This window comes from Vibrio sp. 947 (assembly GCF_033339115.1).
Taxonomy (GTDB): domain Bacteria; phylum Pseudomonadota; class Gammaproteobacteria; order Enterobacterales; family Vibrionaceae; genus Vibrio; species Vibrio alginolyticus.
The window spans coordinates 135,160-148,280 of sequence record NZ_JAWOTX010000008.1 but is presented as its reverse complement, the minus strand read 5'-3'; the positions used below and the strand labels follow the sequence as shown (position 1 = coordinate 148,280).

At 43.5% G+C, this 13,121-nt stretch carries 11 protein-coding genes; 4 read left to right on the top strand and 7 right to left on the bottom strand.

The genetic code is table 11. The features are described from left to right. Window positions 1–3: 3 nt before the first annotated feature. From proB to R7Q39_RS12530, 5 genes are all read right to left on the bottom strand, one after another. A complete protein-coding gene (proB, locus tag R7Q39_RS12550; protein ID WP_054579046.1) occupies window positions 4–1,143 on the bottom strand; it encodes a glutamate 5-kinase in 1,140 nt (379 codons plus the stop codon). 121 nt (window positions 1,144–1,264) lie between these two features. Then, entirely contained in the window at window positions 1,265–1,654 is a 390-nt protein-coding gene (crl, locus tag R7Q39_RS12545) for a sigma factor-binding protein Crl (RefSeq protein ID WP_005381584.1), read from the bottom strand. A gap of 115 nt (window positions 1,655–1,769) precedes the next feature. Next, a complete protein-coding gene (gene frsA, locus R7Q39_RS12540) occupies window positions 1,770–3,017 on the bottom strand; it encodes an esterase FrsA (protein ID WP_005381586.1) in 1,248 nt (415 codons plus the stop codon). Window positions 3,018–3,108: 91 nt separating this feature from the next. Then, on the bottom strand, window positions 3,109–3,573 hold the full coding sequence (tet(34), locus tag R7Q39_RS12535) for an oxytetracycline resistance phosphoribosyltransferase domain-containing protein Tet(34) (RefSeq protein WP_005381590.1): 465 nt from the start codon (window positions 3,571–3,573) through the stop codon (window positions 3,109–3,111). Between the two features lie 264 nt (window positions 3,574–3,837). After that, window positions 3,838–5,127 carry an NCS2 family permease gene (locus tag R7Q39_RS12530; RefSeq protein ID WP_318076351.1) on the bottom strand — a complete coding sequence of 430 codons (1,290 nt, stop codon included), beginning with the start codon at window positions 5,125–5,127 and terminating at the stop codon, window positions 3,838–3,840. 1,023 nt (window positions 5,128–6,150) lie between these two features. Here R7Q39_RS12530 and R7Q39_RS12525 point away from each other — a divergent pair. Beyond that, the gene (locus tag R7Q39_RS12525; RefSeq protein WP_005381594.1) at window positions 6,151–7,623 is read left to right on the top strand and encodes an aminoacyl-histidine dipeptidase; all 1,473 of its coding nucleotides are present in this window, start codon (window positions 6,151–6,153) and stop codon (window positions 7,621–7,623) included. Window positions 7,624–7,687: 64 nt separating this feature from the next. Here the strand turns inward: R7Q39_RS12525 and R7Q39_RS12520 are convergent, their stop codons facing one another. Continuing rightward, complete coding sequence (locus tag R7Q39_RS12520) at window positions 7,688–8,227, bottom strand: DUF3332 domain-containing protein (RefSeq protein WP_005381596.1); 540 nt, start codon at window positions 8,225–8,227, stop codon at window positions 7,688–7,690. Window positions 8,228–8,557: 330 nt separating this feature from the next. Here R7Q39_RS12520 and R7Q39_RS12515 point away from each other — a divergent pair, with 330 nt between their 5' ends. From R7Q39_RS12515 to R7Q39_RS12505, 3 genes are all read left to right on the top strand, one after another. Further along, window positions 8,558–9,625, top strand: coding sequence for a succinylglutamate desuccinylase/aspartoacylase family protein (locus R7Q39_RS12515; protein ID WP_017820600.1), 1,068 nt, complete (start codon window positions 8,558–8,560; stop codon window positions 9,623–9,625). Between the two features lie 263 nt (window positions 9,626–9,888). Further along, a complete protein-coding gene (locus R7Q39_RS12510) occupies window positions 9,889–12,075 on the top strand; it encodes a TonB-dependent receptor domain-containing protein (protein WP_258510122.1) in 2,187 nt (728 codons plus the stop codon). A 118-nt stretch (window positions 12,076–12,193) separates the two neighbouring features. After that, complete coding sequence (locus R7Q39_RS12505) at window positions 12,194–12,634, top strand: hypothetical protein (protein WP_005381599.1); 441 nt, start codon at window positions 12,194–12,196, stop codon at window positions 12,632–12,634. A 90-nt stretch (window positions 12,635–12,724) separates the two neighbouring features. On the opposite strand, the gene R7Q39_RS12500 is transcribed toward R7Q39_RS12505, so the two are convergent. Then, complete coding sequence (locus tag R7Q39_RS12500; protein WP_025998700.1) at window positions 12,725–13,033, bottom strand: DUF3622 domain-containing protein; 309 nt, start codon at window positions 13,031–13,033, stop codon at window positions 12,725–12,727. Between the last annotated feature and the right edge of the window lie 88 nt (window positions 13,034–13,121).

Here is a 13,121-nt window from a genome sequence, read left to right as displayed (position 1 = left end):
ATTCTATTCCTGAATGACGACCAAATCATCGCGGTGAATCACCTCAGAGCCATAATCATGCCCCAAAATAGAGATGATATCTTTACTGTGTTTACCCGTAATTTTAGTTAGGTCATCACTTGAGTAAGCGCTGATGCCACGAGCCACCAACTTACCGTGAGCGTTTGTTACACGCGCCACTTCGCCTCGTGCGAAGTCACCACTAACTTTGATGACCCCTTTAGCAAGTAGGCTACTGCCCTTGCCGACCACAGCATTGACTGCACCATCATCAATAACGATGTCGCCCGATGCCGCAGGTCCCGCTAGAATCCAGCGTTTACGGTTCTCTAAGGCTTCAGCGCAAGGTAGGAAGCGCGTGCCCTGAGGTTCAGCACTTAAAGAGTCAAAGATAACATTCGACGCACTACCAGCAGCAATAATAACCTCGATACCTGCGCGGCGAGCGATGTCTGCGGCTTGCAGCTTCGTTGCCATACCACCAGTACCCAATGTTGTACCGCTTCCACCTGCGATTTTACGCAGCGTATCGTCGATGGTTTTTACTTCCTTGATAAGCTCTGCGTTCGGATCTCTACGAGGGTCAGCAGTAAACAGACCTTTTTGGTCCGTTAAAAGCAAGAGCTTATCTGCACCACATAAAATGCCTACCAAAGCGGAAAGGTTGTCGTTATCGCCAACTTTAATCTCGCTAGTCGCAACGGCATCATTTTCGTTTACGATAGGAACAATATCGTTCGCAACGAGCGCATTAATAGTGTCACGCGCGTTAAGGAATCGCTCACGATCTTCTAAATCGGCACGGGTTAGTAACATTTGGCCGATCTTGATACCATAAATACCAAACAAAGACTCCCATGTTTGAATCAAGCGGCTCTGCCCCACCGCGGCAAGTAACTGCTTACTCGCCATCTCGTTGGGCAATGCGGGGTAACCAAGATGCTCACGGCCTGCTGCAATCGCACCAGACGAAACCATTACGATTGAATGGCCTTGTTTTTTAAGCTCAGCACACTGGCGTGCTAACTCAACCATGTGTGCACGGTCGAGTGCCAGAGTGCCGCCTGTCAGCACACTTGTACCCAGTTTCACAACGACAGTTTGTGGTTGTGAAACAACTGCATTTTGTTGATTCGTTGTCATGATGTCTTCTGAAGTGAAAAACAAATAAAGAGAGGATGTTTTAACAATCAAATAGGGAATTAACAAGAGAAAAGGTGCGTTTTCGCACCTTTTTGTTTGGTATTAAATGAAAACAACCAAATTAAGCGAAATCGAAAGACTCCGTGTGATATTCGACTTCTAATTTGAAGTGTTCTTCTAAAGTATCAACCAGCTTTTGATGGAATGTGCTCTGCGTGAGATACACTTCCTCTACCACTTTTTTGGGAAGGGCTTCAGATACCCATTGCCCTTCTTTGTTGTACTTGCCAATATGATATTTAGCAGTAAAGCCTCCCTCGATGGATTCCAAATCCATCCACCAGCCCCAAAATTCACGCTTCTCAGGCGATTTTTTGTCGTCTACACATACAGATAAACAATCAAAATAATAGCGCCCTTCTTGCGATTGTGGTTCGCGCAGGTAAGGCCCTATCGCCTTCAACTTTGACATCAAGCGAAAGTGAGTCGGGCCCTGAGTCGTCTCTGACATATGAATCTCCGTTTTCATAGTTAAAAGTAAACACCCAAGAATGATTATTATTTTTAATTATCATGAGCTTATTTTTTGCTCAGATATATCACTCTTAACTAATTTAGGAGAATTGTCACCCTAATAATTCATCTTCTAGCCACTTTATGGCTAAATCGAGGGATTGCTCATATCCTTTTGTAATTGTTTTGGAACTGATTTTTTTCGCTCTACCATACTGGCTAAATAGAGCAACAAGTTGATTATCACTGTGTGGCGACACTGGATCGCCTTCAAGACTCAAAGCCAAAATAGGCACTTTGGTTTTTCGACTGCTCAGGAAGCCCTGAACCTTCAATGACCACGCCATCATCTGACCTGCCATGCTATTAATATCAACCGCATTTTTCCCCAAACGGGAAGCCAAAAGATCTAAATACATCTTCGGCATTTTTTGTAACTTCTGAGGGGAAGTAAAAATATCATGTACGGGTGCGCCTAGAGCGACACAAGCTTTGATCTTTTCCTGCTCGACAAAAGAGAGTCTGATCATGGCATTACCACCAAAACGAAACCCAACTAACCCCACTTTGTGATGATCAACCCAAGGTAGCGAGTAAAGCTCATTCAATACCGCTTGATGTAGGCAACTTGAATTCTCGGTCAAGGGCCAATGAGAGCTATGCCCTACCGAAGGCATGTCTACGGTTAACATCGCAATATCTCGCGGTGCAAGACGATTACGGAACAAACGCCACATGTCGGTTTGTAGAGTATCCAAACCAGCGCTCACCATGACCACTGGCAACTGTTTATCCGTTCTTGGTAAATGGAGGTTCGCGATGATTTTGCGATTTTGGTAAGGCACTTCAATTTGCTTGATGGTGTACTTAGTTTTTTCTGCGCCGTCAGAATACGCTTTGTTTGCCAGCACTTGAGCCTGCGATGCCAAGTTATCATTTTTTAAATGTGGGTAGCCTGCAATACTAAAACACAAAGAAGCAGTGAAGAGTTCATCCGCTGCCTCTTCTCCTTGCATTTCATTTGCTCGCTTCTGATGATCCATACCAAGCTTGATCCACTCAAATGTCCAGTTACCACTGTGATAACCCATTACAGTGTCTAACCAATCATCATTGGTTCGCGAGTGAGATGATGAAGCAATTTTGGACAGTACGCCTTCCATTTCGATCGGAGACAATCCTTGCCAAGCCCATTGCAAGCGACGCAAATGACGATACCAAGCACGATCACCCTGCGCTTCTCGTTCATCAAGTATTTTTTTACTGGTCGGCATGTACTGGGTAAGCGCGGAGGTTTCTTTTGCTTGCTTATGTTTCACGAACAAAGTTTCGGAAAGATTTTTACTGACGTCTTCAGACATAGGAAGAACCCTAGGCTATTAGCATGATTTAATATCATAATAAAAAAAATGCCCCTATAAAGGGGCACTTCTCAATATTCTTTAACCGCGCTTATTTTTGCTTGCGGTTTACTGGCTCAGCATACTGGATTGACATATCCCAAGGCTGCTCGATCCAAGTGTCTTGAGCAATATCTACAACGTAATCATCCAGCAGCTCTTTGCCTGATGGTTTCGCACACACAGCGATCATTTTCGCTTTTGGATACATCTCACGTAGTTTGCGCGCTGTATCACCACTGTCTACTAGGTCTTCAACGATTAGGTAACCTTCGCCATCACCTTCAGGTGCTTTTAGTACCGTCATATCGCGCTGATGATCATGGTCGTAGCTTGAAATACAGATTGTATCAACGTAACGAATACCCAGTTCACGAGCCAAAATAGCGCCAGGAACCAAACCGCCGCGGCTTACCGCCCAAATTCCTTTCCATTGCTCAGCTGGCATTTGTTTCTCAGCCAGTTCACGGCAGTAAGTCTGCATTGCATCCCAAGTGATAATGAATTTTTTACTCATTGTAATAACCTAATAATTTGAAAATATGCATCCTCAAAATCTAGCGAAGTCACTCAAAAGCGGAATGCTCACTAACTTCTCCAAAATGTTTGGAGACGAGGATTTCAAGCTGCGCAAACGATTATTCTACCGAAACACACCGCTAATACCAACGGTGATATCAAAATTCTCTGCCTATTCCGCAGAAAAACCGTCTTCTGTGAACAACGTAAAAAAAGAAAAAGCCAGCGTGAATAAATCCACACTGGCTTTTTGCTCGAGAAATTAACCGACGAGGTATTTAACGATGAAGATGGCTGACATCACCCATACACTCATCGACACTTCACGGCCCTTACCGCTGAATAACTTGATCGCCGCGTATGCGATAAAGCCTAACGTGATACCTTCTGCAATCGAGAATGTTAGCGGCATAACTAAACAAGTCACAACAACTGGGGACGCTTCAGTTAGGTCACGCCAATCAATGCTTACTAGCCCAGACAGCATCAAGATCGCCACATAGAATAGCGCACCTGACGTTGCATAAGCAGGGATCATACCCGCAAGTGGTGAGAACAATAGAGCAAGTAGGAAGAGTACACCAACAACCACGGCTGTTAGACCAGTACGCCCACCCGCAGCCACACCAGAAACGCTTTCAATATAAGATGTCGTGTTGGAGGTACCAAGTAATGCACCTACTGACGTTGCTGTTGAGTCTGCAAGTAACGCTTTGTTTAAACGAGGGATGTTGCCATTCTCATCAGTTAGACCTGCTTTTTGAGAAACGCCAACGAGCGTACCTGCGGTGTCAAATAAATCGACAAATAGGAAAGCAAATACGACGGAAATCATGCCTACTTCAAACAAACCAGAGAAATCCAGTTGCATGAAAGTTGGCGCAATGCTTGGTGGCGTTGACATAATACCGCCCCACTGCACATCACCAAATAGAAGACCAAGCGCTGTAACGCCAAGAATGGCGATCATCACCGCACCTTTCACACCACGGTGAACCAGTGCAATCGTAAGAAAGAAGCCAATCGCGGCCAATACAGATGGCAATGATGTGATCTCTCCCATAGAAACTAATGTCGCTGGGTTATCAACGACGATACCTGCATTTTTTAATGCGATAAACGCTAAGAAAAGACCAATACCAGCTGAAATACCTGTTCGTAGAGAATGCGGGATCGAGTTAATAATCCACTCACGGATCTTAAATACGCTTAAAAGAATGAACAGAAGGCCAGAAACAAATACAGCCGCCAACGCAACTTGCCACGTATAACCCATTCCCAATACAACAGAGTAAGTAAAAAATGCGTTCAGGCCCATTCCTGGTGCCTGTGCAATTGGGTAGTTGGCAACAAATCCCATGATGAAACAGCCGATAGCGGCCGCAAGACAAGTTGCAACAAAAATGGCACCACGGTCCATACCGGTATCCGACAAGATCGCTGGGTTTACAAAAATAATGTAAGCCATGGTTAGGAAGGTGGTAACACCTGCAATGATCTCAGTGCGCACATTTGTGCCATTGTCACTGAGCTTAAAAAGCCTCTCGAGCATGATCGAATCCTGTAAAGGTAAAAAGTAAACGGTTGCGTAATCGATTGGCGGGAATTATAAAGTTATCAAATAGCAAATTCTAGATAGAATCTTCACTCTAATGCGATTTTTTTCTTTGGATATGAAACCCATTCGCTAATTCTTAAAAGCAAAACAGGAAATATATTCATATAAAACAACAAGTAATAATTATCGTTTAGAACCCAACAACAGAATAAAAATTGAACAATGTACTAAACTTTCAGATGAAAAAGGCCCATTTTAAACATGGTATCTAACAGATTTGATGGAAAAGTCGATAAAACCGAAGAATGGGGAATAGAAGAAGGCTTTGATGGCAATAAGTGAGTCAGGAAGAGAAAATAGAGATAAAAAAACGCCACCCAATTTGGGTGGCGGTGAATCATGTCAGCACTATCACTGAAAAAAAATTCCAATTTATAGGGGTGAACAAACTGTTCGAGTCACATGCGTTGACTTCACTTAGTAGCCAAAGCTTGTTGGGTATACAAAGTTACCGGTGTAAACAGACTTGCTATTCCAGAACATTGTACTTGGTAAACCTTTCATAACTATCACCTTTTAAATCAATTAAACATTCGTTGATTTCTCGGTTCCTTGGAGGCGATAAAACGGACTCATCCTTTGAGCATTTCATTCTTCTCTCAGAAGCTGGTTACAAATATACCACCAAGAAATTTAATTACAAGCATTTTAGTGATTGAAATCACAAAAAATACATAAATTGACCTTTATCAAATTTTATATGTAATTAAATTACAATTTTATGAATTAAAAAATAAAGCCAATTTCAGAATGTATGATAGAGAACACATAGTGCTTGTTATTGTATTCACAAACTGTGACAGTTCTGAGAGAAATCCTTGTGATCGCGACTACTCGTACTCCTTATCTGGTGGTATGCTAACGGCAATTTGAAGGCCAAATCGTCTAGCATTTAATGCTACCTTGACAATATTTTTACGGTATATATTTGGCAAAGCACATCAAAAGGAGTCCTCCGTGTCTGAGTTCCATTCTGAGATCAGTACCTTATCACCTGCTCCACTTTGGCAGTTTTTCGATAAGATTTGTTCTATCCCTCATCCATCGAAACATGAAGAAGCATTAGCACAGTACATTATCAACTGGGCAACAGAGCAAGGCTTTGACGTTCGCCGTGATCCAACTGGTAACGTGTTCATCAAAAAGCCCGCGACACCAGGAATGGAAAATAAGAAGGCTGTTGTACTTCAAGCACACATCGACATGGTGCCGCAGAAAAACGAAGACACTGAACACGACTTCACCAAAGATCCAATCCAACCTTACATCGATGGCGAATGGGTAACTGCGAAAGGCACGACGCTTGGTGCAGATAACGGTATTGGTATGGCTTCTTGCCTTGCTGTATTGGCATCTAAAGATATTAAGCACGGTCCACTCGAAGTTCTGCTGACGATTGATGAAGAAGCAGGCATGACTGGCGCATTTGGCCTTGAAGCTGGTTGGTTAGAGGGTGAGATTCTTCTAAATACAGACTCTGAGCAAGAAGGCGAAGTCTACATGGGTTGTGCAGGTGGCGTTGATGGCACCATGACTTTCGATATTTCTCGAGAATCAACGCCTGCAGGTTTTGTAACACGCCAACTGACGCTGAAAGGCCTAAAAGGCGGTCACTCAGGTTGTGACATTCACACAGGTCGCGGTAATGCCAACAAATTACTTGGTCGTTTCCTTGCCGGTCATGCTCAAGAGCTTGATTTACGTTTAGTCGAATTCCGTGGTGGTAGCTTACGTAATGCAATCCCACGCGAAGCGTTTGTTACTGTCGCGCTTCCTGTCGAAAACCAAGACAAACTTGCTGAGCTGTTCAACCACTACACTGAGCTGCTTAAAACTGAATTGGGTAAAATCGAAACAGGTATCGTAACCTTTAATGAAGCGATCACGACTGACGCGCAAGTATTTTCAATCGCCGATCAGCAACGATTCATTGCGGCACTTAACGCTTGTCCAAACGGCGTAATCCGTATGAGTGATGAGGTGGAAGGCGTTGTTGAAACTTCTCTAAACGTTGGTGTGATCAGCACAGAAGAAAATAAAGTCACCGTGCTTTGCTTGATTCGTTCTCTCATTGACTCTGGCCGTAGCCAAGTGGAAAGCATGCTGCGCTCGATTACTGAGCTAGCAGGCGCACAAATTCAGTTCTCAGGCGCTTACCCTGGCTGGAAGCCAGATGCAGATTCCGAGATCATGGCAATTTTCCGTGATATGTATGAAGGCATTTACGGTCATAAGCCGAACATCATGGTCATCCATGCTGGTCTTGAGTGTGGCCTATTTAAAGAACCATACCCACACATGGATATGGTTTCTTTCGGTCCAACAATAAAATTCCCTCACTCTCCAGATGAGAAAGTGAAGATTGATACTGTTCAGTTGTACTGGGATCAGATGGTCGCGCTTTTAGAAGCGATTCCAGAGAAAGCATAATTCAATCACGAAAAATGACAAAGGGTGCCATACGGCACCCTTTTTTTGGTTTAGTTGAACCCAACTACACACGGTTTTGCGCGTAAGCGGCTAATTCATCCATTGAGGTTTGTGCAGCAACTTCACCATCAATGTAGTAAGTAACAAACTCACCATCGCGTACACCCATGAGTGTCGCCTTTTCACCGTTACTGTAAGTAATATCCATTTGAACAGTGTTCTCATCGATTTGCTGCATTCGCCCCTGCTCAATGACACGGTTATCCGCTAATGGTGCGATTGGTGCCGTCGTTAAGGACTTATCTAACTGGTGATTGACATCAATGTAAGTATCTACCTTTGTATCGAAGATATGTGGCTTACCATTTAACGGGTTCTTACCCGTCCAAAATTCTAGAGAGTTAAACACGATATAATCCGCTGCGATCGCGACACCATAAACAGGCGCTAAAAGCATATTTAGGCCACCTCGAGCGTAACGGTTGTCAACAGCTTTCAAGTTAAACCCCATGACATAACCTGTCACGGCATTACTACCTACGCAACCTGAAAGTGAAACTGCTACCGCAGTCAATGCACCAATTTTAGCAATTGCCTTTTTCATCAAAACCTCTAGTTAGAAAGTGTGAAACCTCAAATTCGGCGCGGATATTATCGGATAAAAAGTAGGGTTAAAAGTCCGTTTTTTTGTCCTCCATGAACAGTATTATTTTTAATACAGTCACATTTTTTAAGGCTATTATTGCGCTCTCTTCTCTATGGCTTGTTATGTATTAAACTGATAGAAAAGATCATATTGAAAACAAAAACTTCACACATACCAAAATTTCACGCATGACGATTAAAGTAATTTGTCGTGTCCTTAATGAGAATGATTAGTGCGATTTTGCAGCAATTGTTACATTGCTGATGACGCATTTGACAGAGATGGTTTATGGCCAGAAGTAAAAAAAGCAAAGTGTTTGAGCTCTTAGGACATCAAATACAACCAGGGCAACGATTAGAGATCGAATTTGAAGCAGCGAAGCTATATACACATTCGCCTTTATCTATTCCTGTGGAAATAATCCATGGGAAACAAGAAGGACCAGTGTTAATGGTGAATGCTGCTATCCATGGTGATGAGCTTAATGGCGTAGAAATCGTTCGTCAGATCATTAACCAACTGGATCCACAAAAACTGAAAGGCACTGTCATTGCAGTACCTATCGTTAACGTTTTTGGTTTCATCCATAAATCTCGTTACTTGCCCGACCGACGAGATCTCAACCGTTGCTTTCCTGGCAGTGAAAAAGGCGCACTTGCATCTCGTATGGCACACGGGTTCTTTAACAACATTGCCAAGCGTTGTGACTACATTTTGGATCTACACACAGGGGCCATTCATCGCACGAACTTGCCACAGATCCGCGCAAACTTAAGCAACCCAGAAACTCTGCGTATTGCTCAAGCATTTGCAACGCCAGTGATTGTTGATTCAGCATTGCGTGATGGCTCTTTACGCAGTGAAGCAGAAAAATGTGATATTCCAGTGCTCACCTACGAGGCTGGCGAAGCATTGCGTTTTGATCCACTTTCGATCAGCGCTGGTGTACTCGGGGTTCGGCGCGTAATGCAAGCCATTGGTATGTTGCGAGCGAGCAGGAAAAAGCTGCCTGAGCCTATCATAGCGAAGTCCACCAGCTGGGTTCGCGCGTCAGGTAACGGCATTTTGCGTACTGTCGTTAATCTGGGAGACAAAGTAGAACAGGGTGAAACGCTCGCTTATATTAGCTCTCCTCTTGGTCATGATGAGATAGAACTAAAAGCCCCGAAGCGTGGTTTAGTTATCGGTCAACAAACATTACCATTGGTGAACGAAGGCGATGCAATTTTCCACCTTGCCTATTTTAACCAAGGTGATAATGCTTTAGAGCAAGCAGTCGAAAGCTATATTGAAGGCCTCACTGAATTCGATGCCGAGCCGCTGACCACCGGACAGATACCGTTAGAAACTCAGTAATTCCTACCAAGTAGGCGCCTGATTAGCTCAAAAGGGGCAACAGTGCTCGCACTATCTTGTTTAAAGCCAATAAGCTCAGCGTCCATGATGCTGGGCTTTTTGTTTTATGTACGCTAACGATACTTATCGTAGTTTCCACGAATGGATAAAAAACTTTACAATCCGTCGCAAAAACACATTTGATAATTAATCTCATTATCATTTATTAATCGTAATAATGTTCTTATAATCCCAGCTTCATAAAAACACTATAAATCATCAATATGAAACGATTAAAAAGTCATCCATTCAAAGTAAATCTCATTTCACTGGCTTTGCTCTTCCCTCTTTATTCATATGCCGAGACAGCGCCAAATGAAGAGCTTGAAGTCATAGGCGTTCGTTATGCCAAACCTATTACCATTGCTGAGCCTGCGCAAACCACCATTAATTGGTCAGAGATTGAAGAGCAACAGTACTCTAATTTTGCCTCAATGATCGATGCCGTTCCCGGTGCATCAATAGATGGTGGCGGTCGTTCTGGTGGCGAACGTATTAACATTCGTGGTTTTGATGATCCAAGCGATATCGCCGTCTTTGTCGATGGCGCTCCAATCGGCTTTCAACAATACCGCTACGGTACCTTCTTTTTTGATCCGTTCTTAATTGGCGAAGCAGAAATTATCAAGGGCGCGCACGACTATCGAGCACTCAACGGGAAGTTTGGTGGCTCCATTCGCATTAAAACCAAAAGTGTCGATGATCTCCTGTACGGCGAAAGAAACTTTGGTGCTCGCATCTCAAGTGCATACAACACCAACGGCGATGAGAACGCCTACACGCTAACACTCTATGGTAAAAACGATACTGGTTTTTATTTTCTAGCGAATGGCTCGGTAAAAGATTCTGATGACATTAAAGTCGGAGGTGGTGAAACGCTGGATTACTCAGGTTATGAGCAAGAAAACATGCTCGTAAAGGTTGGTTATGAAAACAACGATCACGAATTTGAAATTAGCCACACTCGCTACAAAGATGAAGGTCGTAAACCTTGGGCTAACCGCCGCGGAAAAATGCCTAACATCACCGAATACAATATCAAGAAATACGGCTCATTAGAAAAAGCCCAATACGCTTACACCGTCGATAACAAATACACGGACAACACCACGACCATCTCTTACCACTACATGCCGACTAACCCGTATATTGATTTCAATATCAAAATGGCACGTTCCGAAAACGATCGTCATTGGGTTCGCCCTGACGTAGCATTCGAGAAAATGTTCGTTTCTGTTGGCAGTTACGGTCATGAGTCATGGCTGAGTTACGAGCGTGACTACGTTGATGTGTTTAACCAAGCACAATTCGGAGACCACACTCTAATCACTGGGCTTCAATATCAAAAAACCGATAGAGACTCGTTAGTATTCAACGCATCATACGACAGTAATGAAGCAAAAAATTACGGTTGGTACACCCCTTACTACGAACCATCTGGCACGCAGTCAATTTATGCCGCTTACATTGCTGATCACTATCAAGCAACAAACCGCCTAACAATCACACCTTCTCTGCGTTACGAATACATCAAGAGTGAAGGAAAAGGGAACGCTGCGCCGGATTATAATGATCCAGCTGCCGGACATAACTACGGTGAAACGACGCATAAAGGCTTTAGCCCACGTTTGGATATCGACTTTGATGCGAGCAATAATACGCGTTTAAACGCCTCCTACGCCTACGCTTTAAAAGCACCAACCGTTGATAACATCTACTCAGTGCAATATGCGCGAGCTACCGCTACGGCTACTGCTTTGAATCTGGACGTGTCTCGTATCCATGCTTATCAAGCAAGCGTTATCAACTTAACGGAAGGGCTGGTGAACTCTCGCGATAACCTCGCAACAGAGTTAACTATGTTCTATAACGATGTTAGCGACACAGTTGATATACGAACGGGCGAAAACCTCGACAAAAATACTACTGAGTTACAAAGCTGGAATACAAACCTAGATGGCTTTAAAAACTATGGCTTTGAGCTAATTTCACAATACCGGATTGAAGATTTCTACAGTAATTTCTCAGCAAGTTACATTCGCGGCAAAAACAAAGGTAGCCTATCTGACTCTACAGGTTCAGATGATGATCATCCTGATGTACCGCCATTAAACATTAATCTGGGTTTGGGTTACGAATGGATTCCTGGTTTACGTACGGGCTGGGAAGTCCGTTGGTATGATGCGCAAACCAAAACCAAGGCAAGCGGTAATAATTTAAAAGTGAAATCGCCAAGTGAGCAATACACGCTACAAAACGCTTACGTGGTTTGGGAAATACAACAAGTCGAAGGCTTGAGCGTTGGCGCGGTTGTGAAAAACTTAACCGATCGTTACTACGAAGCATACCTATCTAATGGCGTGCCTTCGCCTGGTCGCGAAGTCAAACTGCACCTCACTTATCAATACTAACCATACCTAAAAGATGCAGGGCAGACATTAACTGCCCTGTTATATCGTATCCAATGGCCATAATTGCACGCCGTTTTATTTATCAGTATTATCATTTCCTTTTGCTTGCATACACATTATGAACAATCTAAAAACACGGCTTCTTCTGATTTGCTTCTTCCCTGTAGGTAGCCTAGCGCAAGCTTCTGAGAACATTGCAGACTACTTACAAGAACAAAGCAAGCACCAAGTTTCAGAAGATTTTTACGCACAGCCAACAGCAAATAACCTGAATCTAGATGCAAAAACTAACTCTTTAACTTGGCACGAAGATGGTAAGCCGGATCACTGTCGTTACGCCAAGCAGCCCAAAGACGTCGCAACACATTTCGACTACGGTGAAGCAAACGATCTATCTGACGGCTTACAACACTTTGATTTACCGGAAAGACATTCTGCAAAGGTCAAATCGACACATCGCACTTATGCTAATAACCCTCACCTTCTTCCTGGCAATAAACAATTTGCAGCCCCTGAAGACGGCACGTTTAGCTTGTCCGTATCGTCGGATTGTTTTTAGCCGATATAAATAAAAAATGCCCTGAGACAAAACTCAAGGCATTTTCACTATTTGTTTGATGGGTAACGTCACCATCTCACCGATTTAAACTTATTCTTCGTCAGTGTCTACTTCGGTTTCACGTGCTTTGCGGGCTTCTTCTTTACGAACTTTTGCCGCTAGTTGTTCTGCTTCGCGCTCTTGACGTTGCGCTGCTTTACGCTCGTTACGAACCACTTGGTTTTGGATAAATCCAGCCAGTTCTTGTTCAGCCCAAGCTTGTGCTTTCTCTTCGCTGTCAAAGCCTGTTTCACGCTTTGATACTACAGTCTTACGAGATGTCACTTGGCGAGTGATTTCTGCGCTCCAGCCGTTACGTTTTTCAGTGACGCGGATAGCAAATTTTGGATTCTTAGACATTTCTTTCATTTCCTAAGGGATTTAGGGATCAATCAGGGATTCGGTCAACTTGATAACTCCATCTAAGCTGAGCTGTTTAACACCATCC

Coding starts and splice junctions, on each gene's coding strand:
- frsA (WP_005381586.1), bottom strand. CDS start 3,017: ATGTCTGAAGACGTCAGTAAAAATCTTTCCGAAACTTTGTTCGTGAAA.
- crl (WP_005381584.1), bottom strand. CDS start 1,654: ATGTCAGAGACGACTCAGGGCCCGACTCACTTTCGCTTGATGTCAAAG.
- R7Q39_RS12520 (WP_005381596.1), bottom strand. CDS start 8,227: ATGAAAAAGGCAATTGCTAAAATTGGTGCATTGACTGCGGTAGCAGTT.
- R7Q39_RS12500 (WP_025998700.1), bottom strand. CDS start 13,033: ATGTCTAAGAATCCAAAATTTGCTATCCGCGTCACTGAAAAACGTAAC.
- R7Q39_RS12515 (WP_017820600.1), top strand. CDS start 8,558: ATGGCCAGAAGTAAAAAAAGCAAAGTGTTTGAGCTCTTAGGACATCAA.
- proB (WP_054579046.1), bottom strand. CDS start 1,143: ATGACAACGAATCAACAAAATGCAGTTGTTTCACAACCACAAACTGTC.
- R7Q39_RS12505 (WP_005381599.1), top strand. CDS start 12,194: ATGAACAATCTAAAAACACGGCTTCTTCTGATTTGCTTCTTCCCTGTA.
- R7Q39_RS12530 (WP_318076351.1), bottom strand. CDS start 5,127: ATGCTCGAGAGGCTTTTTAAGCTCAGTGACAATGGCACAAATGTGCGC.
- R7Q39_RS12510 (WP_258510122.1), top strand. CDS start 9,889: ATGAAACGATTAAAAAGTCATCCATTCAAAGTAAATCTCATTTCACTG.